Genomic DNA, 26,002 nt, shown 5'->3' on the forward strand with positions numbered 1-26,002 from the left:
TGGCCCGAATCGCGACTGCGCGCTGCTGAGTTTCGGGGCTAATCAAGAACGCGAATACACACGAATAAGACACAAGACAGAGCACGCGAAGGCTGTCGCTGTGCATTCGCGGACCGTTTTCCTTGTTTGAGACGAAAAACCGCCGATGTCGAGGCGTGTGTGACCGACGGCGTAGTGCTGGATCGCCGACACTTGCCCTGATTCAGCGGGCGATCAGGCAAGCAGATTGTCCGCCAATGAACGCGAAGACACGCGAATAAGTCAAAGGACAGGTCAATCGAAGGCGCGTTGATCTACTATTCAAGCCGTCCAGCGGTTTGCATCATCAATCGCTGCCTTGCATTCGCGTTTATTGGCGTGCATTCGCGGACCGTTTTTGTTGTTTCAAGAAAAAAACCGCACAAGTTCCCGTTCATTTGCGGATAACGTATCCAGCCTGACCCACCGGCAGGGAAAGCGCGCCGACGGTAATCCATAATATCTGCCCCGGGTCGGCGGATGATGCACAATCCAGGGTCTTGACTCGAACCGGATCGTGCTCATGTCCGATACCCCGCTGCACCCACGCCAGCATCTGCGTACCCACGACGTTACCAACCAGCCGCCGCCGCTGGTGGATTACAACGCCTTCAGCTCGGATATCGCGCTCATGGAAGCGGTACACCGCGAAGGCGGCGACTGGGGCCAGGACCGGCTCAAAAGCTATGGTGCGATTGCCGGCACGGAACTCATCGAGGTGGGCTTCGAGGCCAACGAACATCGCCCGGAACTCGTCACCTTCGATCGCTACGGCCACCGCATCGATGAAGTACATTTCCATCCGGCCTATCATCGCAGCATGACCCTGGCCAAGGAACATGGCCTGCATGGGCTGACCTGGACCGCCCAGCGCGGGGGCGCCCAGGTGGTGCGCTCGGCGCTGGTGTACATGCACAACCAGATGGAAGCGGGCACGATGTGTCCGATCACCATGACCCACGCCAGCGTGCCCGCGCTGCGCCATGCCCCGGAACTGGCCGAACAGTGGCTGCCCGGCATTCTCGCCAACAGTTATGACCCGACGTTCGCCCCGCACGGCGAAAAATACGGGCTGACCATCGGCATGGGCATGACCGAAAAACAGGGCGGCTCGGACGTACGCGCCAATACCACCCGAGCCACGCCGCGCGCCAATGGCCATTTCGGCCTGACCGGCCACAAGTGGTTCTTCTCGGCGCCCATGTGCGATGCTTTTCTCGTACTGGCCCAGGAAGAAGCCGGCCTGTCGTGTTTTCTGTTGCCCCGCTGGACGGCGGCGGGCGAGCGCAACACGATTGAAATTCAGCGCCTGAAGAACAAGCTCGGCGATCACTCCAATGCCTCGTCGGAGGTGGAGTTCTTCGACGCCGAAGCCTATCGCGTGGGTGAGGCCGGACGCGGCGTGCCCACCATCATCGAAATGGTCTCGCAGACCCGCCTGGACTGCATGCTCGGTTCGGCCGGGCTCATGCGCCAGGCGCTGGTGCAGGCGATTCATCATTGCCGCTATCGCGAGGCCTTCGGCGCGCGCCTGATCGAGCAACCGCTCATGCAGCACGTGCTCGCCGATATGGCGCTGGAATCCGAGGCCGCCATCGCCTATGCCATGCGTGTGGCCCGGGCCTTCGAATCCGACGACGAGCAGGAAAAACTGCTTGCCAGAATTGCCACGCCGGTCGGCAAGTATCTGATCTGCAAAGCCGCCCCGCCGCTGGTCAACGAAGCCCAGGAATGTCTGGGTGGCGCCGGCTATGTCGAGGAATCGATTTTGCCGCGGCTGTTTCGCCAGTCGCCGTTGAACTCGATCTGGGAAGGCTCCGGTAATGTCCAGTGTCTGGACATGCTGCGCGCCATGGCGAAAAGCCCGGCCGCACTGGATGCGCTACAGGCCGAACTCGGCGCCGCCCAAGGCGCGCATCCTGCCTACGACGCCCACTGCAAGGATCTGGAACGCATGCTCGCCCGCGTGGCCGACCAGCCCATGCAGGCCCGCCGGGTCGCCGAGGCCGTGGCCCGCGCCCTGCAGGCAAAGATTCTGCTCACCGGCGAATCCGCCTGGGTCGGCGAGGCGTTCTGCGAGGCCCGGCTGGCCGGCAATCGCGGCATGGCCTACGGCACCCTCGATGCGGATATCGATTTCGCAAGCCTGATCGAGCGCGCCAGCGTCGACCTCGCCGCGGGCTGAATACGGGCTGGGTGTTGGTCTCGCAGCGCCCGGCACCCACAGCCGACCAAGTCCCCTATCTTGATCGTGGGCTTTGGCGCGCCTGCCTTCGCATACGCGCGTTCACTAGTCGAAAACCGCTGTTCGCAGCGCGTAAATAACGAAGCGCGGCAATGCGACTGCGCGCCTATAATCTGCCAATAAAATAGTCTTGCAATAATATTGCTTCGCTATACACTTAATGCCGGACGCGCTTTCCAACGGCATATGAGGTGTAGCTTGGCCCACGTACTCCCGGACTCGATTCGCTGCCGGCTGGGTTACCTGTTGGCCAAGAGCCATCAGCGCCAGGTCCAGTTTTTCGAAGCCCATACACGCGAGATGCAGGTCTCGGGCCGCCAGTACGCCACCCTGCTCTTGCTGGAAGCCAACGATGGGCTGCGCCAGAGTGATATCGCGGAATGGCTGGATCTGGATCGCACGACGGTCACCTATCTGGTCGATAGTCTGGAACAACGCGGCTGGATCGAACGCCAGCGCGATCCAGCCGACCGCCGTGCCCATATCGTGCGTATGACCGCTGCGGGCATGGCCGGGCTCGAGAAGGTCCGCCCCGCGGCGCGTGCGGCCACGCAGGAACTGCTGGCACCACTCAACGACGACGAACAGGCCCAGTTGCGCGCCCTGCTCGCGCGGCTTGTGCCATGAACGCCATGACCGCACGCAAGGCCGTGGCGGCCTGTCTTGTCATAGCCACCGGCGCTACGGCCTGGGCAGGGCCACCGGCCGCGCCGCCGCCGCCGGCCGCCGCATCGACCAGCACACCGGCCACAGCGGCTTTGTCACTACGCGATGCGGTCGATCGGGCCATGGCAGCCAATGTTCAGACGCTGCTGGCCGATGCCCGACGCGACGAAGTGGCTGGCGATCGTCGCGAAGCGCGTGCCGCGTTTCTGCCGCATGTCTCGGCCAACGTCAGCCAGGCACGCCGACAGAACAATCTCGCCGCCCAGGGGCTGGATATTCAGTCGGCGCTGGATTCGCTCGGCCCGGCCGCCCAGAACGCGGACATCAGCGTGCCGGACGTCGTGACCTATAACAGCTTCGACGCACGCGCCGAACTGCGTCAGAACCTGTTCGACTACAGCGCCTGGCAGCAGTACAAAAGCGCCAAGCTCGGCGAGCGGGTCGCCGCCGATCAGCTCGCCCTGGCCCGCGAACAGGTCGCCTCCCAGGCCGCGCTCGACTATGTCGGCGCGCTCGCCGCGCGGGCATCGGTGGATGCTGCTCGGGCCGATCTCGAACTGGCCGATCGCCTGGCCGATCTGGCAGTCGATCAGGAGAACGTCGGCATCGCGACCGGGGTGGATGTCACCCGTGCCCAGACCCGCCAGGCGCGGGCGCGGGCACGCCTGGCTCAGGCACGCACAAACCGCACGCGCGCCGATATCCGGCTGGCACGTACCGTGGGAATGCCTCTGGATACGCCGCTGGCCCTGAGCGACGACCTGCACTACAGCGCGGTGGTCGATGGCGATATCGAAACCGACCTGGACAGTGCCTATGCTAGCCGTGCCGAGCTGCGTCTGGCCCAGGGCCAGCTGGCTGTGCGCCGCGCCCAACTCGCCGGTGCCCGCGGCGCGCGGCTGCCCAGTCTGTCGGCAAGCGCGACCTATGGCGAATCCGGTAATACCTATCACGAGAACGTCGAGGACACCTACACCATCGGTGCCCAGATCGAGGTGCCCATCTTCGACGGCGGCGCGATTAGTGCCCGTATCGACAGTGCTGCCAGCCGGCTGGATCAGCAGCGTATCCGCTATCGCGATACCCGCACCCAGATCGAACAGGACGTGCGCGTGGCGCGGCGCACCCTGCATACCCTCGCTGATCAGGTGCGCGCGGCCGAATCTGCCTTCGAACTCGCCAGTCGCGAGCTGGGCCTGTCGCGCGATCGCTTTGCCGAAGGCATCAGCGACAACGTCGAGGTCATCGATGCCCAGGCCGCGCTGGCCGATGCCCGCAATGGCCGAGTGGCCGCCCTGGCCGACTACACCCGTGCCCGTATCAATCTGGCGGCCGCGCTCGGGCGCGCGAGCCGTTTTCGTCTTTATGAGCCTGCCACGCCATGACCGATTCCACTGAACACGCCCCCGAGGCCGATAACCCGCCGACCAAAAACGGCAAGGGCAAACGCGTGGCCGTGATTGCCTGCACGCTCGTTGTGCTCTGTGCGATTGGCGCCGGGATCTGGTGGTGGCTAAACCGCGACCTGGTGAGTACCGACGATGCCTTCGTTCAGGCCGATATCGTGCAGGTCGCGCCGCGGGTCACCGGCACCGTGGCCGAAGTCTATGTACGCGACAATCAGCATGTCGAAAAAGGCGAGGCCCTGTTTACGCTCGACCCGGCCGACTTTCGCGTGCGTCTGGCCAGCGCCGAGGCCAGCCTGCAGGCAGCCAAGGCGGCCTATGCGGCAAGCCAGCGGGAGCTGGAAGTCACACGTCAGACCAGCGGCGCCGATACGCAAAGCGCCGAAGCCGCCCTCGAAACCGCCCGGGCCGAGGCCAGCCGCGCAGCTGCCGATGCCCAGCGTTACCGAAAGCTCTATGCCAAGCGCGAAGTCTCGCGTCAGCGACTCGATCAGGCCAACACCACGGCCACCTCGGCGGCCGCCCGCGTTCGCGAAGCGCAAGCCCAGCTCAAACAGGCACAAACCGCGCCCGATCAGATCGCACGCAGCCAGTCCCGGGCCGAAAGTGCGCAGGCGCGTATCGCCGAAGCCGCCGCCCAGGTGGAACAGGCCCGGTTGAATCTTTCGTATACCGAAATCCGGGCGCCGCAGGCAGGCAAAGTGGCCCAGAAATCGGTGCTGGCCGGCAGTCATGTCAATGCCGGCCAGGCCGCACTCGCGGTGGTGGCCGACGACCCGTGGGTCGTCGCCAACTTCAAGGAAACCCAGCTTAGTCGTATGCGGGTCGGCCAGCCGGTACGTATCGAAGTGGATGCCTTTCCCGATCGCGAGTTCGAAGGCCGCCTGCAATCGATCCAGTCCGGCACGGGCCCGACCTTTTCGCTGCTGCCGCCGCAGAACGCGACCGGCAATTTCGTGAAGATCGTGCAACGCGTGCCGGTCAAGATCGTGTTCGAGCGTAACGGTCAGCTCGATGGCGTGGAACTGGCGCCGGGCATGTCGGCGGTACCGACCGTGAACGTGGGCGCGCCCGCGAAAGCGCTCGACACGGATCGCCCGGCCACCGCGACCGCCACACCCGCGCAATGAGCGAAACCGCCGCCGCGCCGCCCGAGGCGGCTCAGTATCCGGCCAATCGCTGGCTGATCGCGGCGGTGGTGGGTCTGGCGGCGTTCATGGAGGTACTCGATATCTCCATCGCCAACGTGTCGCTGTCGCATATCGCGGGTAGCCTGTCGGCGAGCCAGGAAGAAGCGACCTGGGTGCTCACCTCCTATCTGGTGGCCAATGCCATCGTACTGCCGGTGTCCGGCTGGTTTTCGCAAGTGCTCGGGCGCAAACGCTTCTTTCTGGTGTCGATCGTGGTGTTTTCGATCGCCTCGCTGGCCTGCGGTCTCGCCCCGTCGCTGAGCTGGCTGATTGTGTTTCGTATATTGCAGGGCCTGGGCGGCGGCGGTCTGCAGCCGGTGTCGCAGGCGATCCTCGCGGATTCGTTTCCGCCGCGCCAGCGCGGCATGGCGTTTGCCATCTACGGCGTGGCGGTGGTGTTCGCGCCCGCCATCGGCCCGGCGATGGGTGGCTACATTACCGATCATGCCAGCTGGCACTGGATCTTTTTGCTCAACGTGCCGGTCGGCATCGTGCTGCTCATCCTCGCCGGCGCTCTGGTGAAGGATTCGGCCGCCTACGAGGCTGCCCGCCGCGCCAAGCTGGCCGATGGCTTTCGTATCGACTATATCGGCTTCGCCCTGCTGGCATTCGGGTTGGGCTGTCTACAGATCATGCTCGACAAGGGCCAGCAGAACGACTGGTTCGAATCGCAGTTCATCCTGGTCAACGGCATCATCGCGGCGCTGTGTCTGGGCGCGCTCATCTGCTGGGAGCCTTTCCAGAAACATCCGATCATGGATCTGCGGCTGTTTCGCTTTTCCAACTTCGCCTTCGCCAACGTGCTGATGTTCATGCTCGGCTTCGTGCTGCTGGGCTCGACGCTGCTGATTCCGCAGTTCGTCCAGTCCGCGCTCGGCTATACCTCGACGCTGGCCGGGCTTGTGATCTCGCCCGGCGGTTTCGCCATCGTGCTGATGATGCCGGTGGTGGGCTTTCTCTCCAACAAGGTCGAGGCGCGCTGGCTGATCGCCTTCGGGCTGGTGGTGGTCGCGGCCTCGATGTTTCATCTGGCCAGCTTCAATCTCGATGTCAGTTTCAACGAGCTGGTGGTCGCCCGTATCTTCCAGACCGTGGGCCTGGCGTTTTTGTTCATCCCGATCACCAATGTCGCCTATATCGGCGTACCGGCCGACAAGACCGACCAGGTATCGTCGCTGATCAACCTTGCCCGTAATATCGGCGGCAGCGTGGGGATTTCGCTGGTCACCACCTGGCTGGCCCGACGCAGCCAGTACCATCAGAACGTGCTGGTGGAAAACGTCACCCCCTACGACCATCAGTATCACGATCTGATGACATCGCTGACCGCCCACTTCCATCAGCTGGGCACCAGCGTCGAAGCCGCCCGCGGCCAGGCCCTGGCCTCGATTTACAAACTCGTCGGCGAACAGGCCCAGATGCTGGCGTTCATCGACGACTTCTGGCTGCTCGGCGTGATCCTCACGGCCCTCATACCGTTGGTGTTTTTCATCGGCAGCTCGAAGAATGCCGACGTACCCGAAGGCGCGGGGCATTAGCGGACACCCGCACGAACCGACCGGCATACGCCGCCAGCCGGCCCACACGACGCCGCGCACACGCTTGCTTGCACTGGCCAGGCAGATCGTCCGCAAATGAACGCGAACACACGCGAATAAGGCGAAAGACAGAACGGGCAAAGACCGGGGGGGCTGCTACCCCGCGCATGCTAAAACCGATCCGCAGACGCAGCACGATGTCTGCGGATTTTAGTAATCGAGCGCGTGATGGCTTCGTTCATCAAGAGCAACCGCAGATTTCGCAGATTACACAGATGAATAAAGCGGGGTACAAACGACAGCGAACGACCGCGATTTATTGTCTTTGATCTGTGTGATCTGCGTCGATCTGCGGCTAAATGGCTTCTTGATTAAGTGTGAAATGTAGTCGGCTTTTCTCAAGCAAGCAGATTGTCCGCAAATGAACGCGAAGACACGCGAATAAGACGAAAGACAGAGCGCTCGAAGGCCAGGTGGTCTGCTGTTCGCCCCACATGCTAAAGGCCGCCCGCCGACTCAGCACGGATATATACAGGTTTGGTAATTGATTGCGTGATGGCTTCGTTCCTCAAGAGCAATCGCAGATTTCGCAGATTACACAGATGAAGAAAAACGGGGTACGAACGACAGCGAACGACCGCGATTTATTGTCTTTGATCTGTGTGATCTGCGTCGATCTGCGGATAAATGGCTTCTTGATTAAGTGTGAAATGTGGCCGGCTTTTCTCAAGCAAGCAGATTGTCCGCAAATGAACGCGAAGACACGCGAATGACACGACAGGCAGGCCGCTCGAAGGACGAGCGGCGCTGATGTTCACGTCGCATGCTCAGCTGTTTGCATAATCAAACAGCCGAGCATTCGCGTTTATTGGCGTGCATTCGCGGACTGTCTTCCTTGTTTGAAGCCGCACTTTGCACATCGTCAAGAACGCTCAGATGGTCACCGGGTCAGCGACGCGCCGGGTGGCCAGACTCACCGCGAAATAACACGCCGCCGATGCCAGGCAGCCATACAACGGCCCCTGAACCCAGCCGATATCGGTCGCGAGTAACAGATAGGCACTCACGCCGAAGCCGGCCGCGATCGAACTCAGCGCGCCGGCACTGTTGCCCTGCCAGAAGGTCGAACACAGCGTGACCCCGAAAAGCGAGGCCATGAGCGTGCCATTGCCGAGAATGCCCAGCCAGAGAATCATCACCGGCGGCATATAGGCCATGCCGAAGAAACCGCACAGCCCCACGATCAACACCATCATGCGATTGAAGGTCATCGAGGTGGTGAACCCGCTGTGCTGGCCGAGCGCCGAACGCAGATCGTAGGAAAGCGCGGTGGATACCGTATGCATGAGCGAGTTGGCCGTGGATTTCATCGCGAAGAGAATGAACAGCGTGATGAAGCTCGACATCAGCGGGCCGACGCCATGCTCGAGGAAGGTCGGCATCGCCAGGTCGGCGGAGGCCAGATCCGGGTAATACGCTTTCGCATAGAGTCCGGCCAGCGGGGTGAAATTCAGCAGCAAGCCGAGAATGGCGACCCAGATACCGACCCTGGCCATGCTCACGCTCTGCTTGATCGCCAGAAAGCGTACCGACATGAACGGCAGGGCGGCCGCCCAGAGAAAGGCGTAAGGCAACAACAGGAACGCCGACATCCAGCTTTCGCCATAGGGCGCGCCGGTGGTCGGATTCGCGATTTCCGGATCTACCGCATCGAGACGGCTGATTAATTCGCCGGCGCCAATCTGCACGAAAACCACGTAGGCAATGACACAGGACCCAAAGACCATGCCCAGCACCATGGCCGCGTCGGTCCAGGCGACTGCGCGCAGGCCGCCGAACATCGTGTAGCCAATCACCAGCAATGTGATCAGCAAGGCACCGGTGGTCGGCGATATCCCCAGCCAACCGGCCACGAGCAAACCGATGGCCTTGATCTGGGAGACGAGAAATACGCTTAGTAGCAGGATGATGATCACGGCTACGATTCCGCGCAGCCAACGCCCGGCTGGGCCCGAGGAATGGGTCTGCGCGATATATTCCGGAATCGTGCGACTGCCCAGCTTTGCGGCCTTTCGACGCAGATAGTTGGCGAAGAAAAGTGTCGCCACCAGAAACGCGGGCGTATAGAACGTATTCGAAAACAGTTCCAGCGAGCCGTATTCGTAGGCCACACCGGGCGAACCGATGAACACGAAGCCGCTATAGCCGGTCGCCACCAGCGTGGCCGCGGCAACGAACGGACCCAGCGAATTATTGGCAACGAGAAATCCCGATTCGTCGTTATCGCCAGCAACCCGCATGGAGTAGAGCGATAGCGCGATCAGGATTGCTGCGGACAGCGCGAGTAAGAACCAGTTGAAAAGCATGCCTCCCCCTTTTGATTTTTACGGTCGTATCGCCGCGCGCTACTGCGCGCGATCGAGCAGCAGAGCGGCGATCGCGAATACAAGCGTCGCCGCGGAACTGATGCCGAAGGCAACAAAAGTCCAAGATTCCATATCGACTCCTGAGCTGGATAAGTGGCGGCGGCACATGGCCGATCCGGCCGATGAGGCTCGTGGGCGGGCGCCGAGCAGGCAGCCCAGGCGCGCTACGCGCGGGCCGCGAGCGGCGGTTACAGGTCGGGGTTTCGATGTGTTTCGAAAACCCGGCACCGATGTGCGCGCGGCATCAATCCGGCCACAAAGCGCCATTTCACCCTAGTCGAGGGCCTGGATAAGCTAAAATATTATTTTCAGGGCATTAGGATCAGCTTTCCTGATCCCAGCGTCATGTCGCTTACCCGGCCGCTGCAGGCGAACACCGCCGCAGAGCTCGGGCACACTGGAAAAACGCCGAAAAGGCTATGCGGTCAGTCTTCTGGCTGCGATTTGGCCGGCCGGTCGGGATGGTCGAAACCCGCGACATGGCCTTCATCGTTTATCGCCAGCGTGCGCATGGCCTCGGCGGCCGGCGATAACCGCAGCGCAGGTGGACAGGCAATACCCAGAGACAGGGCACGGGCCTCATCGCGCAGCGCAATGGCTTTCAATCCCGGTCGGCCCGGGGTGAGCCGCCCGAACGCGCTCAATGGCGTATTGAACAGCGAAAAGCCAAAGCCGTTGCCGACCAGACCCCGCACCATGTCCATTGATTTGGCCCGATGCGCGACCCTAGGCGACAACCCGCGCTGGGTGAAGATCGAGAGAAAATACTCGCGACTCAATGCCCAATCGAGCAGCACCATCGGAAAATGCACGAGTTCTTCGAGCGTAATGCTTTCGCGATTACTCAACGGATGGTCGGCACCCACCACGGCATAGGGCGGAAGCCGGTAGAGACCGAAGAAATCCATATCTTCGGGTATCTGCAGATCGTAGGTGAAAGCCAGCTCATACTCGCCACGCGAGAGCCCACGCACGATACCCAGCTGTGTCTTTTCGTCGCAGTAGAGGCTGACTGCCGGATGCAGATCGGTGAACCGGCGCAGCAGTTGGGGCAGATACAGCGGCGCGAAGGTGGGAAACGCCACGAGCCGCAGTTCACCGGAGACTTCCTCACCCAGCGAAACAGCGAATTGCTGCAGTCCGTCTGCCTCGCGCAACAGGTTGCGTGCCCGCTGCAGCAGCTGCCGACCGCTGGGCGTCAACGACAAGCCACGTGCGTGATGGCGCACGAACAACTGCAAGGCCGTCGTTTCCTCGATATGTTGAATAGCTGCCGAAATCGACGGCTGCGACACGTGCAGCTTCTTGGCCGCACCGGTCACGCTGGACAGTTCGCCCGCCACAACGAAATAGCGTAATTGCTTGAGTGTGAATTGCCGCATCACCCGCCGACCGCTGCCTGACAACGCCACGGCTGCCCACAGCGAGGCGGCGCACGTTCATCGAGCATAGCAGTGCCCGTGGCGGCATGCGTCGCGATAGGCCTAACTCACGCCGCCGTCAGCCAGACGCTCGCCGACACCAGGCTGTTCGAGGCCGGCGATCAAGCGTTGCAGAAACGCATCGCAGCGCTCGAGCTGCTCGCCGGTGACGAACTCGTCCGGCCGGTGACCCTGGGCCATGCTGCCGGGCCCACAGACCAGCGTCGGGATACCCAGCTCGCCTTGAAACAACCCGCCCTCGGTACCGAAGCCAATGCGTTCGATGGCGGCATCGTCGAGCAACGCCATGACAAACGCCACCAATGCACTGTCCTGGCTCGAGGATAGGCCCGGGTAACTGCTCAGGCGTTCGACCTCGATACACGCATCGGCATGGCCCTGCCGCAGCTCGGCTTCCAGCGCCGCGGCGAACTCCAGGAACTGCTGCAGAATGCGTTGCGGGTCCTCGGCCGGCACATTGCGAATTTCGAAATCGAACTGGCAATGCGCGGGCACGATATTGAGTGCCGCCCCGCCTTCCACGGTCCCCACCTGCAGCGTGGTATGCGGGATGCCAAACCGCTCATCGAAGGGGCCGGCTTTCGCGCGCCCAGCGGCGGCCTGCTCGATCCAGCCGATCAGGCGCGCCGCGGCATGAATGGCATTGACGCCCTCCAGCGCCATACCCGAATGGCAGGCTTTACCACGAACGCGCACACGCGCAGCGAGCTTGCCCTTGTGGGCACAGCAGACCCGCATCGAGGTCGGCTCGCCCACGACACAGGCCACCGGGCGTTGCGGGTATTGCGCCATATCCGCGATCAGGCCACGTACGCCCAGACAGCCCACTTCCTCGTCGTAGGAAAACGCCAGATTGATCGGCACCGACAGATCGGCCGCGGCCATCGCCGGCACCGCTGCCAGCACGGACGCGAGAAAGCCTTTCATATCGGCCGTGCCACGACCATAAAGCCGCTCGCCGCACGCGGTTAATGCATAGGGGTCGTACTGCCAGGTCTGGCCGGCGACGGGCACCGTATCGGTATGCCCGGACAGCATCACGCCGCGCCGCTGCGCCGGGCCGATAGTGGCGTAGAGATTGGCCTTGTCGCCCTGCGCGTTGGCGACGCGCCGACAGTCCACGCCATGGCACGCGAGATGGCGTTCGACATAATCGATCAGCGCCAGATTCGAACGCGCGCTGGTGGTATCGAAGGCGATCAGCTGCGCCAGGTGATCCACGGTCGACAACTCGGGCACGGCGTTTGCTCCTCCAGCGTTGCGAGCCGACCCGGCGGTCGTCATGACCGCATCAAGTCGCTCGCCTTGTTCAGCGTTCGTCGCCCGGCACACCATAACCGGGCGACTGATCGGGCTCGGCGGCGCGGCACACATAATCGTCGCGTTGCGGCAGGTATTTCTCCCAGAGCATGCGCAACTGTGCCAGCGGGTCATCATGCCAATCCACGCGTAGATCGACCACCGGCCAGCTCACCCGATCGGTGACCTGCAGACCGGCCGAATGCACCGGCCCCATCTCGCCGCCGGCCTTGGCGCCGGCGTCCATGGCCGCAAGCAGACGTTGCGCCAGCTCACCCTCGGCCGATTCGAAGGCCGTGCCCATGGCACGAACCACAGCCGCGTCGGCCAGCATATTGCCGCCGACGACATAATCCGGGCCGCGGTGGACCGCATGAATCCCCAGTGTTTCGTGCCCGCTATGGGCCGCGCTCTCGCCCGCGCCATCGAGCACGAGCAATTGCCGCCATTCCGGGTAGCGCTCCTGTTCACACAGCGTCGTGAGCACTTGCTCGGCGGACAGCCCCTCTGAAAGCAGCTTCACGCCGCGCTGGCCGAGCGCGGGGTTGGTGACGTTCTGGGTCAATACCGCGCCGTGGCCGGGGGCAGTGAACAGACAGCGGCTGGCCACACAAATGCTCGACGAGCTCACGGCCGCGCCGAACTGGCCTGACTGGCGACAGAAACCGGCAATGGAAAACGTCATTTGCTGTCCTCTTCGTCGGGGATGACGGCGATTACGTCGATCTCCATCAACCATTCGGGCTGGGCCAGACCGGCGACCACCAACCCGGTCGAAATCGGAAACACGCCTTTGAGATACCGGCCGACCTCGCGATAAACCGGCTCGCGAAATCGCGGATCGGTGATATAGGTCGTCGTCTTCACGATATGGCTCAGATCGGAGCCAGCCTCGGACAGCAACTGCTCGACGTTGTGCATCGCCTGGCGCGCCTGGGCGGCCGGATCGCCCAGCCCCACCAGATTGCCCTCGAAATCGGTCCCCACCTGGCCGCGCACATACACCGTGTTGCCGGCCCGAACGGCCTGACAGAGATCGTTATCCAGCGCCTGGTTCGGATAGGTGTCCTTGGTGTTGAACATGCGGATTCGCGTATGCGTTGGCATCAGTTCGCTCCTGCTCGGCGTACGTCAGCGCCTGTGGACTCGCCGCCGCGGTCCGATCCGCCGCCGGACGCCTCATGCGAAGCGCGGGCGGCCTCATGATAGGCCTGGTACCGGCGGCGCGTGGCGATATGATCGGCAATATGCTTGGCGTCGTGCCAAACGCCCCAGATGAAGCTCGAGCCGCGGCGCGAAAGCCAGGGCAAGCCGACGAAATAAATGCCCGGCTGCGAGGAAATTCCGCGCTGGTGCTGTGGCTTGCCGTCGGCATCGAAGGCATCCACTTCGAGCCAGCTGTAATCGGTCGCAAAGCCGGTGGCCCAGACAATCGATGTAATGCCGGCCGTATTCATATCCAGGCTCAGAATCGGATCGGTCACGCAGTCCGGATCCGGTAAAACCCGACGCGCCTCCGGTTCTTCGGGCAAATCCAGGCCATGTTCGACGACATAGGCATCGGCTTCATCGAGCAGCGAGAAGTAGTTCTCGTCGCCGCGCGCCAGATTGGCCGCGAGATCCGCATCAAAGCGCACCGTGTCGGCATCGAACGCCTGGGTACGGCCCACGAGGGTGACGCCCTGATCGGCCAATGCACGAAAGTCGATCGTACGCCCGCCATGGGCACCGCTCACGGCAATGGTGACATGTTCGTTACCCAGCGGCTGGGTTTCGGCATCCCACTTGCCCAGTACGCCCAGCCACCAGACAAAATCACGGCCACGATAGGAACGCGGCGGACGATCGTGCGGCCCAACCGACAGATACACCGCCTTGCCGGCGCGCTGCAATTCATCGGCGATCTGGACACCGGACGAACCCGCGCCCACCACGAGCACCCCGCCTGCCGGCAATTGTTCGGGATTGCGGTATTCGCTGGAATGAATCTGGAAAAGCTGGTCTCGCGGTGGCGCGATCGCCGGAATCGCAGGCCGCTGGAACGGCCCGGTCGCGGCCACCACCCGGCGTGCTTCGATCGTTGTATCGCTGGTTTCCACCACGAAACCGGGCGCGCCGTTGTTGCGCGCGACCCGGGTGACCTCGACGCCGGTACGAATCGGCGCATCGAAGCGGGCCGCGTACGCCACGAAATAATCGGCGACCTGTTGCTTGGTGGGAAATTCGTCGGGACCGACCTCAGCGAATTCCATATTCGGAAAGCGGTCGTGCCAGGCCGGGCCGTTGGCCACCAGCGAATCCCAACGCTGGGTGCGCCAGCGTTCGGCGATGCGATCGCGCTCCAGCACGAGATGCGGCACTCCCAGCGCCGTCAAATGCTCGCTCATGGCAACGCCCGCCTGGCCGGCGCCAATGACCACCGTATCGACGGTTTCTCGTGCTGATTCCATTCGAGTGTCCTTGCTAAACCCACGCCGCCGGCGACGACGGCCGCTATACCCGCGTCGGCACCATCGAATGCGGTATGACATCGATGTAAACGCGAAGCGGCGCGGGATGATCGCCTTTGGGAAAAGCTTAGAGGCCACCCGGTATTCGTTAAAATATATTTATTCGCGCTTTTGAATCCGTTTTACTGATACAGAAAACACCGCTTCTTTAGCGCAGGGGCTCAGCCGGGCCGTGCTGGCGCACCGGCCCGTGTGGTCCGGACAACGACCTGTCAGGCCGTCGTCTTCAGCCAGCCCGTGCCGGACTGCAGTGCCTCGCCCAGTTCGACCAGCCGGATCAGATGGGCTTCGACCTGGGCCGCGGCCATGGGCTGCAGGCGCACATCGAGATCGGGATACAGCCGCAGCGCGATCTGCTCGGGCGTGACCGGTTCATCCGCGGTCAACGCATCCAGAACCTGGGCTTCGCGTTCGCGCCGATGATCCACGATATGCGCGAGTACCGCCGGCGCGTCCTCGAGCAGCCGGCCGTGGCCGGGCGCGATACGCGCGATGGGCAGGGCCTGCAGCTGTTCCAGGCTTTGCATATAGGCACTCATGTCGCCATCGGGCGGCAGAATCACCACCGTGACATCGGCCATCACCGTGTCGCCGGCAAACAGCAGGCCGGCTTCGCGCCAGAAAAAGCACAGGTGATCGGCCGCATGGCCCGGGGTATGGATCGCTTCCAGACGTATCTCGTCCAGGGCGATCACATCGCCGTGATAAAGCGGCCGATGGGCGGAAAACTCCTTGTCGCGTATGCCCTGTAGCTCCAGCGGATAGGCATGGATGGGCACGGCCAGGCGCTCGGCGAGCCGATGGGCGCCGCCGGTATGATCGGGGTGGGCATGGGTAACCAGAATCGCGACGATCTCGCCCGGCGCGGCTGCGACCAGCGCATCCAGATGGGCCGTATCGTCTACGCCGGGGTCGATGATGGCGCAACGCGATTCACCCACGATATAGCTGTTGGTGCCCTCGCCGGTCATCGGGCTCGGGTTGGGGGCGATGACGCGTTTCACCCCGTCGGCGATCTGCTCCACCTGTGGCGTATGGCGACTCATGGTACGCGCACCGTCGCCGCCTGCATGAGCTCGGCGAGCGCGGTCGCGGCATCGGGATAACGCGCCAGCGATTCCAGGGTGGCCCGGGTCGGTGTCATCAGCTCGATCTCGCCGCGGTCATGGGCCGCCACCGCCGCATGCGGGCGCGCCCACCAGACATGGGTGGTTTCCAGCCCGTCGCAACGCGCTTCGCCGTCCGGCGCGGCCGCCGCGAAAAAACGGGTGGAATAGCGCTTGGGCGGGCCGGCGGGTGTGGTCCAGTGAGCAAAGAATGCCAACGCGTCGAGATCGAAGCGCAGATCCATTTCGGTGACGATATCGGTCCAGCACGCAGTCTGTTGATTGAGCGCGGCACGCAATACCTCGCGGCGACGCGCGCTGACCGGCGTATGCGCCGTGCAGGCGATCAACAGATCTGCTTCTTCGAAGCATTCGCGAATCGCAGCCATCGCCAGCGCAAAACCCTGGTCGCCGACGGCTTCGGCGATCGCCTCGGCGCCGCCGGCACACCGTGCGCGCAGCTCGGCATCGTCGTCGGCCGCGTCGAGCGCCCCACCGGGAAAGACATAGGCATTGGCGCCGAACACATGGCTGGCATGGCGACGCAACAATAGTACCTCCAGGCCGGTATCCGGCGCGTCGCGCAAGAGCGCGGTCGTGGCGGCATCGCGCACATTCACGGCGCGATTCACGGCGAGGCAGTTGTCAGGCAATCCATGTCGGCTAGCATACCTGCATCATTCCGGCTTTCGCATGTCGATGCATCAGGTATTTGTCTACGGCACACTGCGCCCCGGCGAGCGCAATCATCATTTCATGGCAACCGCCACGCATCTGGGCGCGTATACCACGCCGGGGTGTTTCGCCCTGCTCGATACCGGCCCCTATCCGGCCGCGCTCGACGAAGGCCGGACCGCCCTGGTAGGCGATGTATTCGCGGTAGACGACGATACATTCGCCGCGCTCGACCGGCTGGAAGACTATCCGGTGCACTACACGCGCCGCGAGCTTGCAACCGACTACGGCGATGCCTGGATCTATCTATGGATCGCCGCGCGCGATCCGGCGTGGCCGGTCATCGACGATGGCGACTGGTGCCGGCATCGGCGCGAGCGCGAAAAACACATCACCTGACGATCCACCGAACTGCATGAATTAACCGTGAGCCAATCCGAACCCAACTCGCACGCCAACACGCCCGAAAGCGGGCCGCTACGCGATCTCTACGATCTGGTCACCGGCGACGAGAATGCACGCGTATGCCGCGACATCTCGGATGACGCCTGTCGCGAGCAGCCCACCAATTTCTTCATCCACCTGGTCGCGCTGCTGGCCAACAAGACCGGCGATCTGATCGCAAGCCCCAAGCTGGTGCTGCCCTGGCTGATGGGCGCACTCGGCGTGCCGGTGTGGATGACCGGGCTGCTGGTGCCGATCCGCGAATCGCTGGCCTTGCTGCCCCAACTCGCCGTCGCCGGCTGGATGCGCACCCAACCACGGCGCAAGTGGTTCTGGGTGGCCGGCGCCGCCATTCAGGGCGCGAGTGTGGTCGCCATGATCGCGGTCGCAATAACCCTCACCGCCGTTGCCGCCGGTGCGGCGATTCTCGCCCTGCTGGCGGTGTTTTCGCTCGGGCGCGGTATCTGCTCGGTGTCGTACAAGGACGTTCAGGGCAAGACCATTGCCAAGACCCGGCGCGGCACGCTCTCCGGCTATGCCGCGAGCGCGGCCGGCGGCGTGGCGGTGGCGCTCGGGCTGTTGCTGTGGCTTACGCCCATCGGCAACGCCACGCTCACCCCGTTGCTGGTGTTGCTGGCAATCGCCGGCGCGGCCTGGCTGTTCGCGGCCATCGTCTTTTCCAGCCTGCGCGAATACGCGGGCGCGACCGAGGGTGGTGGCAACGCACTCAAGACCGCTTGGCAGAGTCTGGGCCTCATTCGCAGCAAACCCGGTTTCGCTCGTTTCATCGGCGTACGCGGTCTGCTGGTCGCCACCGCTCTCGCGGCGCCTTACTACGCCACGCTTGCACGAGACAGTGGCGGCGAAGCGATCGGCAATCTGGCGATTCTGCTGGCGCTGTCCGGTCTCGCCTCGCTGGTGTCGGCGCCGTTCTGGGGCCGCTTCTCCGACCGCTCCTCGCGCCAGGTTCTGATGATCACGGGCATGGCTGCAGGCGTGCTCAACCTGCTGGTGGCGCTCTGTGCATTTTCGCATCTGGGCGAAAGCTTCGGCGTGTGGCCCTTCGCGATCGGCTATTTCGTACTCGCCGGCCTGCATGCCGGGGTACGACTGGGTCGCAAGACCTATCTCACCGACCTGGGCAACAGCGAGGATCGGGCACAGCTCACGGCAGTGGCCAATACCAGTATCGGCGTCATCCTGCTGGCCGGCGGCGGGCTGGTCGCACTCGTCGGCCTTCTGGGTGCGGCCTGGGCCGTGGCGGCCTTGAGCATTCCGGCGTTCGCCGGTGCCGCACTGGCCATCGGTCTACCGGAAACCGAATGAACGCATCGGCGCGGCCCAGGGCAACGTAAACTGGCTATCGAATTCGCTATCGAGTCGCCCATGCGTCGCCTGCCGATTTATCTTCTGGTTCTTGCCAGCCTCGCGCTTTTCTTTTCTGCTTCGGCCGGCGCTAACGAAGCGCCAGCACCGGACGCCCCCTTCAAGCCGGATGTGGGCGCCAACCAAGGGGTGGCAATCTTTGCCGGCGGCTGTTTCTGGTGTGTGGAAGAAGCCTTCGATCAGGTCGAGGGCGTAGTGTCGACCACCTCGGGCTATACCGGCGGGCACCTGGCCGACCCCAGCTATCGCGACGTCACCGCCGAAACCAGCGGCCATGCCGAAGCCGTGAAGGTGGTCTACAAAACCGACGAGGTGGATTACGCGACCCTGCTCGATACCTTCTGGCACAACATCGACCCCACCGATGACGGCGGGCAGTTCTGTGATCGCGGCGATTCCTATCGCAGCGAGATCTTCTACGTGAACGACGCCCAGAAGAAAGCCGCCGAACAGTCCAAGCGGGCCCTGCAGGACGACCCCGATGCGCCCTCGCCCATCGTGACCGAGATCGTGGCCGCTACCACCTTCTACCCGGCCGAGGACTACCACCAGAACTATTACAATAAGAATCCGCTGCGCTACAAGTTCTATCGGAGTTCCTGCCGGCGCGACGCGGTACTGGAAAAACGCTGGGGTGCGGCGGCCGGCGGGCACCACTAGAACCGCACCGAGCATGGCCGTGCCACAATACGGCCATGCTCGATCGACTCCGCCGACGCGCCGCGGCTGCACGCGACCACGCCCGCGACGCGCTCACTAACGGCCGTGACTGGCTACGCAACGACCCGACGCTCTATCAGGCCGAGCGCACGCCATATGAAGTAATCCATCGACTGGGTTTGATGGCGGTACGCTATTACCCGCCGCTGGCAGAACGCCAGATTCCGGTCGGCGACACGATCGCCGATGTGGCCCAATACGAACACGCCACGCCGGTGGTGCTGGTGCCGCCGCTGGCGGCGAGCACGTTGATCTTCGATCTGCTGCCCCAGCGCAGTCTGGTACGTTATCTGCGCGCGCGCGGCTTTGCCGTCTATCTCATCGACTGGGGCGAACCGCAACGCGCCGACGCCCATCTGGGCGTACGCGACTATGCCCTGCGTCTGCTGCCCGATGCACTGACCGCCGTACGTGCGCACAGCGCCAGTCCGGACGTGTCGCTCGTGGCCTACTGCATGGGTGGTTTGTTTTCGTTGCTTTATGCCGGCACGGGTCGGGATTACGGCATTCGCAATATCGTGACCATCGCCAGCCCGATCGATATGCACGATGCCACCCTCGCCGCGCGGGCCCTGCGTGCGCTCAACGGCCCGGCCCGCCTGATTCGCCGGCATACGTCCTGGCGCATCCATCAGATCGACCCGCGTCTGATGCATGTGCCCGGCTGGCTCAATGGCCTGGCCTTCAAGCTCACCAACCCGATCGGCAGCCTGACCACCTATCTGACTTTGCTCCGCGGCCTCGACGATCGCGACTTCGTGGCCACCCATGCCACCTTTGGCCGTTGGATGGGCGACATGCTCGATTACCCGGGCGTGCTGGTCCAGGATTTCCTGGTCACGCTATGGATCGACAATGCGCTGGCCAGTGGCACCGTGCGCCTGGGCGAAGTCGAATCGGATCTGGCCAGTATCGACTGTCCGCTGTTGGCCATCGCCGGCGAATCCGACCAGTTGGTGGGCGTGGCGAGCGCGCGCCGGATCATGGCGCTGGTCACCAGCGAAGATCGCCGCTTCGAACTCGCACCCGGCGGCCATGCCGGTGTATTCGCCGGCAGCCAGGCCCCCGCCCATACCTGGCGTATCGCCGCCGACTGGCTGGCCGCGCGTTCCGACTAGCCCTGGCGATGCAGCGACTGCGGCGACACGGGCGCCGTTTTACGCGCGCAGGCCGCCGCGAACAGCGCGCCGCTGACGTTGTGCCATACCGAAAACAATGCACCCGGCAAGGCGGCCGCGGGCGAAAAATACTGCTGGGCCAGCGCGACCGCCAGCCCCGAGTTCTGCATGCCCACTTCGATAGCCAGCGTACGCGCGATACGCCGATCGCCGGTGACCAGGCGCGCCACGCCGTAACCTGCACTCAGGCCGATCAAGTTATGCATTATCACGGCCGCGAGCACGAGGCTGCCCATGGTGGCGATCGCATCCGCGTTGAGGGCGACGATGATCGCGATCACCACCGCAATCGCGATCGATGACCCCAGCGCGCACCAGCCCTCGCGCGCAGGCCAGCGATTGCCAATCCAGAGATTGAGTGCCATGCCAGCCACCACCGGCACGATCACGATCCCGGCGATACTGAAAAGCATCGATGCCACCGGCACGGCCAGCTGCGAATCAGCATAAAGCCAGGTCAGCACCGGCGTGGCCAGCACCGATACGAGCGTGGCGATACTCGTGAGCGTGATCGACAGCGCGACATCGCCACCGGCCAGAAAACAGATCACGTTGGAGGCGGTTCCGCCGGCGACGCTACCCACCAGAATCAGGCCCAGCGCCAGCGGCGCGTCCAGACCCAGCACGTGCGCGATGGCCCAGGCCGCAAAGGGCATCAGCCCGAACTGCAGCACGAGCCCCAGCAAGACCACCGGCCAACGCGCGATCGCACGGGAGAAATCCGTCGGCATGAGCGTCAGGCCCATGCCGAACATGATCACCACCAGTAGCGGCACGATCGCCGGCTTACCCGGCACGAAAAGCCAAGGCGCGGCATAGGCGACCAGCGCCAGCGCGCCGGCAAGCAACGGAAACACGATGGCGATACGGGCAGGCGATGGCGCGTTCATGACCGCGAACCGAGTACATCGAAGCCGGCCTCGGCGAGTAACGCCGCTGTTTCGTAGAGCGGCAGCCCCATGACGCTGGAATAGCTGCCGTCGAGCCGCGCGATGAAAATCGCGCCGCGGCCCTGGATCGCATAACCGCCGGCCTTGCCGATCGGCTCGCCGCTGGCGATATACGCGGCCCGCTCGGCGCGGGTGATCTCTCGCATGGTGACTTCGCTGACTGATATGCGGGATGTGCAGCGCCCGGCCACACATAGCGCCACCCCACTGACCACGCGGTGGGTGGTACCGGACAGCGAGGCCAGCATCGTATCGGCCTCGCCGTCGTCAGCCGGTTTGCCGTAGAGCGTATCGCCCAGGGCCACGACCGTATCCGAGCCGAGCACGGCCGCGCCGGCATGGTCTGCAGCCAGCGCCTGGGCCTTGCCACAGGCCAGGCGCTCGGCCAGCGCTTCGGCGCTTTCGCCCGGCTGCGGGGTTTCGTCGATATCGGCCGCCTGTGCGCTATGGGCCACGCCGAGCTGATCGAGCAATTTGGCGCGCTGCGGTGAAGCGGAGGCCAGAATCAGGCGGCGGCTCATAATGGTTTCACGTGGTCGGCCGGGTCGGCACAGGATGCGAATTCGATGAAGGCATCGCGCATGAGCCGACCTGCATCGATGGCCTGTTGCCAGGCCGCCAGGCGTGCGTCGTCGCGCTGCGCATAGCGATAGAAATCCTTGCGATCCGGCACGCGCCGGTCGACCAGACGATCGCGCAGCGCGGGCCCCGGGCCGATCAGCAACGTATTGGCGGCATGACGCGGGCGCCGCCAGGGCAGGCGTTTGTCGAACCAGCCCGGTACCAGGCGTTCGTCGTAATGCGGCATGAGCACCAGCGGAGCCTGGGTATCGGGCGCGAGCAGTGGCTGATCGATGTGATAGTCGACGATGCCGCCGTCGCGATAGACACCGGCCGGCGCGCCATCCGGATCGACCACACCGCGCATCACCAGCGGCACGTTGCCGCTGGCATAGACCGCATCGCGTACGTTGGCCTCGGTGAGTTGCACGGTTCGTTCGCCCAGATGGGTATCGGCCCAACGCAAGCCGTTGCGCCCACGGGAGAACACCACGCGCTCGAAAAACCAGCGCAGGCTGTCGCGCGATACGGCATTGCCCAGCGCCCCCAGGCCGGAGCCGAGCATGAGCGGGCCGCGCGCCTCGGTGCGAGTCAGCGCACGCGAGCGAACCGTCAGCACGTGCAGACGAAAACGTGGATGGCCAAGGATGCCGTCGCGTACCGCATCGGTGAGAAACGTATCCAGAATCGCACGGACCGTACCGCTGATCTCGTCGCGATCCGGCTTGGCGCTATAGAACTGATTGAGATAGGCTTTTTCCAGCCTGTCGATTGCGCTCGCGGGGTCATTTCGTTCACAGGCGGCCGCAAAGCGCCAGGCGCCGATCGATGACCCCACCAGATCGATCGGCTGGCTGGCGCCGTCGCGATGCAGCCAGTCGGAAAACAGATAACGATCCAGCGCCGAGAGAATCAGCCACTTGGGTCCGCCGGCGGCGCCGGCCATCGCCCCGACATCGCCGGGCCTCAGGCCGTTGTTTTCCAGCACGGCGCGCGCGCCATGGCCTGCACGCAGGGTCAGTACGTCATTGAAATCCATCGGTCTCGCCCTCGTTCGCTGGGCGCATTCTAAGGAATCTGTGCACAACCTGTCGTGGTCGCGCTGGCGTGCTTTGCACATGGCTGGCAGACAAAGGCGCAGCGCAGCGTGCTGGTTGCACGGTGCGCCTGCCTCGACGCCGACCAGGCGCGCACAAAGCCGTGGGCCTCGACGGGGTCCGGTCTCGAACGCGAACCGCGAGAGGCTGTGCAGAAATTCCCTAGCGGGTGCGGCGCATATACGCGGCCCGATGCCGACGGCCGGCGTGATCTTACGCCAACCCGCGCTTTACTCGACCGTGATGATCTTCAAAGCGTTGGTGCCACCGGGGCCGGTGAAATCGCCCTTGGTGACCAGCACGCGGTCGCCGCTTTCCAGATCGCCCCGCGCACGCAGGCAGGCCACGGCTTCATCGACCGGCACCACGCCGTTGAGCTCGGAGGGCGAAAACGCGACCGGAAACACATTACGGCACAGCGCCAGATAGCGCTCCGACGCCGGGTACTGAGTCAACGCGAAAATCGGGATATGCGTATCCTGACGCGACATCAAAAGCGCCGTGGTGCCGGACTCGGTGAGCGCGATAATGGCATCGGCATGCATATGCCGCGCGGTATACATGGTGGCCATGGCGATGGCCTCGTCGGTGCGTTTGAAATGCGCAGCCAGCCCGCTGGCCGGCCGGTCGGCGGTGGCTTCGCGTTCGGCACCGACACAGATCTTGACCATGGCCGCGACCGTCTGCACCGGATAACGCCCGACCGCGGTTTCGGCCGAGAGCATGACCGCATCGGTACCGTCGAGGGTGGCATTGGCCACGTCCAACACCTCGGCCCGAGTCGGGATCGGGTTTTCGATCATCGACTCCATCATCTGGGTGGCGGTAATCACCAGCCGGTTCATTTCGCGGGCGGTGGCAATGATGCGTTTCTGCACGCCGGGCAGTTCCGGATCGCCGATTTCCACGCCCAGATCGCCGCGCGCGACCATCACCGCGTCACTGGCCTGGATGATTTCGTCGAGGGCAGCGATCGCTTCGGCGCGTTCGATCTTGGCGCATAGTCGCGCCTGACCGCCCGCGGCTTCGAGGCGCTCGCGCGCTTCATGCAGATCGGCCGCACTACGCACGAAGGACACGGCCAGATAGTCCACGTCCATTTCGGCGGCGACCTGGATATCGTCGAAGTCCTTTTCCGTGAGCCCGCCGGCCGACAGGCCGCCACCGCGCAGATTCACGCCCTTGCGCCCCGACAGCTTGCCGCCGACCTCGACCGTGCACTGGATACGGTGATCATCGACCGCGTCGACAGCCAGCGAAATCGCGCCGTCGTTGATCAGCAGCTGACTGCCCGGCTTGACGTCGGCCAGCAGGGGTTCGTAGTGAATGGCCACGGCTTCGCGCGTGCCCGCATCGGCGGCCATCTGCGTATCGAGCGTGAATTGCTGACCGGTTTCGAGTTCGACCGCACCGTCCATGAAGGACTCGATCCGAATCTTCGGCCCCTGGAGGTCGGCCAGCACAGCAACGGGCAGCTGAAGTTCGGCTGCAGCCTCGCGCACGCGGCGTACACGTTCGCGGTGGTCGTCGGCTTCGCCGTGCGAGAAATTGATTCGTACGACATTCACCCCGGCCGAGAGCAGCTTGGAGAGTACCTCGGGCGAGTCCGAGGCCGGGCCGAGGGTCGCAACAATCTTGGTTTTTCGTTTCATGTTGCAAACGCTAGCACAGCGCCTGTGTTGACGGGATGACAAGACTGGAAAATCATGGTTTTAACCTGTATCCAGGCCGGTGGGCGCGCCTGGAGGGAGCGTTGCACAAACGGTTCGCAACCCCTCCCGTTGCGGACTAGACTCGTGCGCCCATTCACGCCAACGCTGCTCATGCTGTCGCCAACGGAACTGCTGCGCCGAGCCGGAATTCTGCTACTACTGTGGGTGGCCGGCATCTATATGCGCGCGCCGATTCTGATCGCGGCCCCCTTGGGCGAGCGTATTCGCGACGATCTGGGGTTTGGTCAAACGGCGTTGGGTGCGCTCACCACGCTACCGGTGTTCATGCTCGGCCTCGGCGCGCTGCCTGCCGCCTGGTTGATCGGCCGGTACGGGGCGCGCAACACATTGGTCGCGTCAGTTCTTCTTACCGGCGTGGCATCGATGCTGCGCGCGTTGGCGCCAGACATCGCCGTACTGCTGGGTTTAACCGCCGCGATGGGCCTGGGTATCGCCGCCATGCAACCGGCGCTGCCGGCTCTGGTCGGGCGTTGGTGCCCTTCGTTCGTGGCGCTGGGTGCAGCAATTTATATCAACGGCATGATGCTCGGCGAGTTTGTCGGGGCCGGTCTGACGCTTCCATTACTGTTACCCGCAGTAGGCGGCGACTGGCGCAGCGCCCTGGCCTGGTTTTCGCTGCCGGCTATGGCGTTGAGTCCGTTATTGCTGGGGCCGCGACTGCACGGCAAGCGGCCTACCCAGCGCACGCGCGGTCTGCCCGCATTCGACGATCGTCTGCTCTGGCGTTTCGGGCTGCTGCTCGGTGCGACCGCAGCGACTTTTTTCGGCATGAATGCCTATATGGGCGTCCTACTCGAGCGCAAGGGATTGGGCGATGATCTCGCCACGATGCTGTTTGCGTTCAACCTGACCCAGCTCGTGACATCAATCGTGCTGGTGTTCGCCGTTCGCCATGTGTTGCGCCTGCCACGGCTGCTGGCACTGACATGTCTCGCCCATATCATCGGCCTTCTAGGCTTCCTGCTTGCGGACGGGCTGGCGCTACTCTACCCAGCTGCCGTGCTGCTGAGCCTGACTGCGGCACTCCAGCTGATCGTACTCACCGCCCTACCACCGCTACTGCGCGACGCCGACTCCGCCGGGCGACTTGCCGCCGGCATGCTCGCGGTCGGCTATATCCTCGGCTTTGCCGCACCGATCGCCGCCGGCGCAGCCGCCGACGCATTGGGCTCGCCGTATGCGGTCGTCGCCGTATTTCTGGCATTCAACACAGCCGTATTACCGCTTGCCTGGACGACGCGGACCGACCCCGAGTATTAATCCGGCAAAAAACCAGATTGCTCAACTCCTTGTTGATGCGTGCATGCCGGCTAAGTAGATCGTGGTCAGGCGCAGCCTGGCCGCCCCTCGGCAGGACCTGAAACGATCTGCGCTTGATATGGCACGGCGTTGAAACAGCTGAGCGCGTCAGC

At 63.7% G+C, this 26,002-nt stretch carries 22 protein-coding genes; 10 read left to right on the forward strand and 12 right to left on the reverse strand.

Annotated elements, in window-relative coordinates:
* The first annotated feature begins 541 nt into the window (after positions 1-541).
* The 5 genes from T5B8_RS00005 to T5B8_RS00025 all read left to right on the forward strand — a co-directional run bounded on the left by T5B8_RS00005 (position 542) and on the right by T5B8_RS00025 (position 7,063).
* Positions 542-2,203 carry an isovaleryl-CoA dehydrogenase gene (locus T5B8_RS00005; protein WP_353175115.1) on the forward strand — a complete coding sequence of 554 codons (1,662 nt, stop codon included), beginning with the start codon at positions 542-544 and terminating at the stop codon, positions 2,201-2,203.
* Positions 2,204-2,461: 258 nt separating this feature from the next.
* Positions 2,462-2,890: a MarR family winged helix-turn-helix transcriptional regulator gene (locus T5B8_RS00010; RefSeq protein ID WP_353175117.1), complete on the forward strand. Its 429-nt coding sequence runs from the start codon at positions 2,462-2,464 to the stop codon at positions 2,888-2,890.
* Positions 2,887-4,314: a TolC family protein gene (locus tag T5B8_RS00015; RefSeq protein WP_353175118.1), complete on the forward strand. Its 1,428-nt coding sequence runs from the start codon at positions 2,887-2,889 to the stop codon at positions 4,312-4,314. Before T5B8_RS00010 ends, T5B8_RS00015 begins: the two co-directional genes overlap by 4 nt.
* Positions 4,311-5,465 carry an HlyD family secretion protein gene (locus tag T5B8_RS00020; RefSeq protein ID WP_353175119.1) on the forward strand — a complete coding sequence of 385 codons (1,155 nt, stop codon included), beginning with the start codon at positions 4,311-4,313 and terminating at the stop codon, positions 5,463-5,465. The genes T5B8_RS00015 and T5B8_RS00020 overlap by 4 nt, the downstream gene beginning before the upstream one ends.
* Positions 5,462-7,063, forward strand: coding sequence for a DHA2 family efflux MFS transporter permease subunit (locus T5B8_RS00025; RefSeq protein ID WP_353175121.1), 1,602 nt, complete (start codon positions 5,462-5,464; stop codon positions 7,061-7,063). The genes T5B8_RS00020 and T5B8_RS00025 overlap by 4 nt, the downstream gene beginning before the upstream one ends.
* A 932-nt stretch (positions 7,064-7,995) precedes the next feature.
* Here the strand turns inward: T5B8_RS00025 and T5B8_RS00030 are convergent.
* The 8 genes from T5B8_RS00030 to T5B8_RS00065 all read right to left on the reverse strand — a co-directional run bounded on the left by T5B8_RS00030 (position 7,996) and on the right by T5B8_RS00065 (position 16,478).
* The gene (locus T5B8_RS00030; protein WP_353175123.1) at positions 7,996-9,429 is read right to left on the reverse strand and encodes a sodium:solute symporter family protein; all 1,434 of its coding nucleotides are present in this window, start codon (positions 9,427-9,429) and stop codon (positions 7,996-7,998) included.
* Positions 9,430-9,914: 485 nt separating this feature from the next.
* Positions 9,915-10,871 carry a LysR family transcriptional regulator gene (locus T5B8_RS00035; RefSeq protein ID WP_353175125.1) on the reverse strand — a complete coding sequence of 319 codons (957 nt, stop codon included), beginning with the start codon at positions 10,869-10,871 and terminating at the stop codon, positions 9,915-9,917.
* 102 nt (positions 10,872-10,973) lie between these two features.
* Positions 10,974-12,170, reverse strand: coding sequence for an acetylornithine deacetylase (gene argE, locus T5B8_RS00040; protein ID WP_502950765.1), 1,197 nt, complete (start codon positions 12,168-12,170; stop codon positions 10,974-10,976).
* Positions 12,171-12,240: 70 nt separating this feature from the next.
* Positions 12,241-12,915 (reverse strand): DUF1028 domain-containing protein, encoded by a 675-nt coding sequence (locus tag T5B8_RS00045; RefSeq protein WP_353175129.1) that lies wholly within the window; start codon positions 12,913-12,915, stop codon positions 12,241-12,243.
* On the reverse strand, positions 12,912-13,337 hold the full coding sequence (locus T5B8_RS00050) for a RidA family protein (protein ID WP_353175131.1): 426 nt from the start codon (positions 13,335-13,337) through the stop codon (positions 12,912-12,914). The genes T5B8_RS00045 and T5B8_RS00050 overlap by 4 nt, the downstream gene beginning before the upstream one ends.
* Positions 13,337-14,680 (reverse strand): flavin-containing monooxygenase, encoded by a 1,344-nt coding sequence (locus T5B8_RS00055; RefSeq protein WP_353175133.1) that lies wholly within the window; start codon positions 14,678-14,680, stop codon positions 13,337-13,339. Before T5B8_RS00055 ends, T5B8_RS00050 begins: the two co-directional genes overlap by 1 nt.
* Before the next feature lie 272 nt (positions 14,681-14,952).
* Positions 14,953-15,786, reverse strand: a complete 834-nt coding sequence (locus T5B8_RS00060) for an MBL fold metallo-hydrolase (RefSeq protein ID WP_353175135.1) — start codon at positions 15,784-15,786, stop codon at positions 14,953-14,955.
* The gene (locus tag T5B8_RS00065) at positions 15,783-16,478 is read right to left on the reverse strand and encodes an NUDIX hydrolase (protein WP_353175137.1); all 696 of its coding nucleotides are present in this window, start codon (positions 16,476-16,478) and stop codon (positions 15,783-15,785) included. The genes T5B8_RS00060 and T5B8_RS00065 overlap by 4 nt, the downstream gene beginning before the upstream one ends.
* Before the next feature lie 61 nt (positions 16,479-16,539).
* Here T5B8_RS00065 and T5B8_RS00070 point away from each other — a divergent pair, with 61 nt between their 5' ends.
* The 4 genes from T5B8_RS00070 to T5B8_RS00085 are packed head-to-tail and all read left to right on the forward strand — an operon-like array spanning position 16,540 to position 20,189.
* Positions 16,540-16,920, forward strand: coding sequence for a gamma-glutamylcyclotransferase family protein (locus T5B8_RS00070; RefSeq protein ID WP_353175138.1), 381 nt, complete (start codon positions 16,540-16,542; stop codon positions 16,918-16,920).
* A 27-nt stretch (positions 16,921-16,947) separates the two neighbouring features.
* Complete coding sequence (locus T5B8_RS00075) at positions 16,948-18,291, forward strand: MFS transporter (RefSeq protein ID WP_353175140.1); 1,344 nt, start codon at positions 16,948-16,950, stop codon at positions 18,289-18,291.
* 60 nt (positions 18,292-18,351) lie between these two features.
* Positions 18,352-19,011: a peptide-methionine (S)-S-oxide reductase MsrA gene (gene msrA / locus T5B8_RS00080; RefSeq protein WP_353175142.1), complete on the forward strand. Its 660-nt coding sequence runs from the start codon at positions 18,352-18,354 to the stop codon at positions 19,009-19,011.
* Between the two features lie 35 nt (positions 19,012-19,046).
* Complete coding sequence (locus T5B8_RS00085; RefSeq protein ID WP_353175144.1) at positions 19,047-20,189, forward strand: alpha/beta fold hydrolase; 1,143 nt, start codon at positions 19,047-19,049, stop codon at positions 20,187-20,189.
* Here T5B8_RS00085 and T5B8_RS00090 read toward each other — a convergent pair.
* From T5B8_RS00090 to pyk, 4 genes are all read right to left on the reverse strand, one after another.
* Positions 20,186-21,139 (reverse strand): bile acid:sodium symporter family protein, encoded by a 954-nt coding sequence (locus T5B8_RS00090; protein WP_353175145.1) that lies wholly within the window; start codon positions 21,137-21,139, stop codon positions 20,186-20,188. The two genes, T5B8_RS00085 and T5B8_RS00090, sit on opposite strands and share 4 nt — an antisense overlap.
* A complete protein-coding gene (locus T5B8_RS00095; protein WP_353175146.1) occupies positions 21,136-21,720 on the reverse strand; it encodes a Maf family protein in 585 nt (194 codons plus the stop codon). The genes T5B8_RS00090 and T5B8_RS00095 overlap by 4 nt, the downstream gene beginning before the upstream one ends.
* Positions 21,717-22,799, reverse strand: coding sequence for a patatin-like phospholipase family protein (locus T5B8_RS00100; RefSeq protein WP_353175148.1), 1,083 nt, complete (start codon positions 22,797-22,799; stop codon positions 21,717-21,719). The genes T5B8_RS00095 and T5B8_RS00100 overlap by 4 nt, the downstream gene beginning before the upstream one ends.
* 288 nt (positions 22,800-23,087) lie before the next feature.
* On the reverse strand, positions 23,088-24,509 hold the full coding sequence (gene pyk / locus T5B8_RS00105) for a pyruvate kinase (RefSeq protein ID WP_353175150.1): 1,422 nt from the start codon (positions 24,507-24,509) through the stop codon (positions 23,088-23,090).
* A 171-nt stretch (positions 24,510-24,680) separates the two neighbouring features.
* On the opposite strand from pyk, the gene T5B8_RS00110 reads away from it, so the two are divergent.
* The gene (locus T5B8_RS00110) at positions 24,681-25,850 is read left to right on the forward strand and encodes an MFS transporter (protein ID WP_353175152.1); all 1,170 of its coding nucleotides are present in this window, start codon (positions 24,681-24,683) and stop codon (positions 25,848-25,850) included.
* Positions 25,851-26,002: the final 152 nt, after the last annotated feature.

It is taken from the genome of Salinisphaera sp. T5B8 (genome assembly GCF_040361255.1).
Classification (GTDB): domain Bacteria; phylum Pseudomonadota; class Gammaproteobacteria; order Nevskiales; family Salinisphaeraceae; genus Salinisphaera.

What these genes read in the sequence shown, in the direction of transcription:
- T5B8_RS00005 (WP_353175115.1), top strand. Translation starts at nt 542, where the DNA reads ATGTCCGATACCCCGCTGCACCCACGCCAGCATCTGCGTACCCACGAC.
- T5B8_RS00015 (WP_353175118.1), top strand. Translation starts at nt 2,887, where the DNA reads ATGAACGCCATGACCGCACGCAAGGCCGTGGCGGCCTGTCTTGTCATA.
- T5B8_RS00020 (WP_353175119.1), top strand. Translation starts at nt 4,311, where the DNA reads ATGACCGATTCCACTGAACACGCCCCCGAGGCCGATAACCCGCCGACC.
- T5B8_RS00025 (WP_353175121.1), top strand. Translation starts at nt 5,462, where the DNA reads ATGAGCGAAACCGCCGCCGCGCCGCCCGAGGCGGCTCAGTATCCGGCC.
- T5B8_RS00030 (WP_353175123.1), bottom strand. Translation starts at nt 9,429, where the DNA reads ATGCTTTTCAACTGGTTCTTACTCGCGCTGTCCGCAGCAATCCTGATC.
- T5B8_RS00035 (WP_353175125.1), bottom strand. Translation starts at nt 10,871, where the DNA reads ATGCGGCAATTCACACTCAAGCAATTACGCTATTTCGTTGTGGCGGGC.
- T5B8_RS00045 (WP_353175129.1), bottom strand. Translation starts at nt 12,915, where the DNA reads ATGACGTTTTCCATTGCCGGTTTCTGTCGCCAGTCAGGCCAGTTCGGC.
- T5B8_RS00050 (WP_353175131.1), bottom strand. Translation starts at nt 13,337, where the DNA reads ATGCCAACGCATACGCGAATCCGCATGTTCAACACCAAGGACACCTAT.
- T5B8_RS00055 (WP_353175133.1), bottom strand. Translation starts at nt 14,680, where the DNA reads ATGGAATCAGCACGAGAAACCGTCGATACGGTGGTCATTGGCGCCGGC.
- T5B8_RS00060 (WP_353175135.1), bottom strand. Translation starts at nt 15,786, where the DNA reads ATGAGTCGCCATACGCCACAGGTGGAGCAGATCGCCGACGGGGTGAAA.
- T5B8_RS00070 (WP_353175138.1), top strand. Translation starts at nt 16,540, where the DNA reads ATGTCGATGCATCAGGTATTTGTCTACGGCACACTGCGCCCCGGCGAG.
- msrA (WP_353175142.1), top strand. Translation starts at nt 18,352, where the DNA reads ATGCGTCGCCTGCCGATTTATCTTCTGGTTCTTGCCAGCCTCGCGCTT.
- T5B8_RS00085 (WP_353175144.1), top strand. Translation starts at nt 19,047, where the DNA reads ATGCTCGATCGACTCCGCCGACGCGCCGCGGCTGCACGCGACCACGCC.
- T5B8_RS00090 (WP_353175145.1), bottom strand. Translation starts at nt 21,139, where the DNA reads ATGAACGCGCCATCGCCTGCCCGTATCGCCATCGTGTTTCCGTTGCTT.
- T5B8_RS00095 (WP_353175146.1), bottom strand. Translation starts at nt 21,720, where the DNA reads ATGAGCCGCCGCCTGATTCTGGCCTCCGCTTCACCGCAGCGCGCCAAA.
- T5B8_RS00100 (WP_353175148.1), bottom strand. Translation starts at nt 22,799, where the DNA reads ATGGATTTCAATGACGTACTGACCCTGCGTGCAGGCCATGGCGCGCGC.
- pyk (WP_353175150.1), bottom strand. Translation starts at nt 24,509, where the DNA reads ATGAAACGAAAAACCAAGATTGTTGCGACCCTCGGCCCGGCCTCGGAC.
- T5B8_RS00110 (WP_353175152.1), top strand. Translation starts at nt 24,681, where the DNA reads ATGCTGTCGCCAACGGAACTGCTGCGCCGAGCCGGAATTCTGCTACTA.